The organism is Bradyrhizobium sp. UFLA05-153 (genome assembly GCF_054185185.1).
In genome coordinates this window covers 1-607 of the sequence record NZ_JBBIAM010000352.1, presented here as the reverse complement: position 1 = coordinate 607, position 607 = coordinate 1, and the positions used below count along the sequence as shown (strand labels likewise).

General features: G+C 58.8%; 2 protein-coding genes. One reads left to right on the top strand and one right to left on the bottom strand.

The window, feature by feature from the left end; translation table 11 throughout:
• Nucleotides 1-377: hypothetical protein (locus Q2941_RS51845; RefSeq protein WP_458197577.1), on the top strand; the 377-nt coding region annotated here is incomplete at its 5' end.
• Nucleotides 378-453: 76 nt separating this feature from the next.
• On the opposite strand, the gene Q2941_RS51840 is transcribed toward Q2941_RS51845, so the two are convergent.
• Nucleotides 454-607: helix-turn-helix domain-containing protein (locus Q2941_RS51840; RefSeq protein ID WP_458197578.1), on the bottom strand; the 154-nt coding region annotated here is incomplete at its 5' end.

Genomic DNA, 607 nt, shown 5'->3' with positions numbered 1-607 from the left:
GAAATTCCGGTGATGTCCGCTATGCTTTCAAAGCGGAAGTAAATTCAACAGGCGCACGCTGGATTGCTATGCGGCCCATATGGTCCTCAAGGAAGCATGTCATTTATGCGGCCTTCCGCGCTCCCGGTCATCAATGGAGACGACGGCGGAGCTTCCTAATGATCTCCCGCAGGTCCTCGGCGTACTCTTCGATGATCCGCCGTGCCTCCTCCAACCGCGAAGGCTGGGGCTTTGAGGCGTGCTTACCGGCGGGGGGCTCGTCGGACTGGCTCGTGGTCGAACAGTTCAAGGCGAACCCAGGTGCCGTTGAGTTAAATCAAGAGAACGTCACTCATCTTTGGGAATTTACGGATCCCATATTGCGCACCGGACCCTAATTTGGCGCGCTCGGCTGGCCTGATTTCGAGCTTCTCGGATTAAAGGGGGCGGCCACCGCTGGGCCAACACCGGAAGTCAGGCGTCGAGCTTCGCGAGGGCCCCACGGTCGAGCAGTTCGATGCGTCGCTGCTGTCCGTCGAAGCGCATTAACGTTTCATCTCGAAGCATGGAGAGGGTGCGTGAGACGGTTTCGAAACTCAGGCCAAGGTAGTCGGCGATGTCGCGGCGG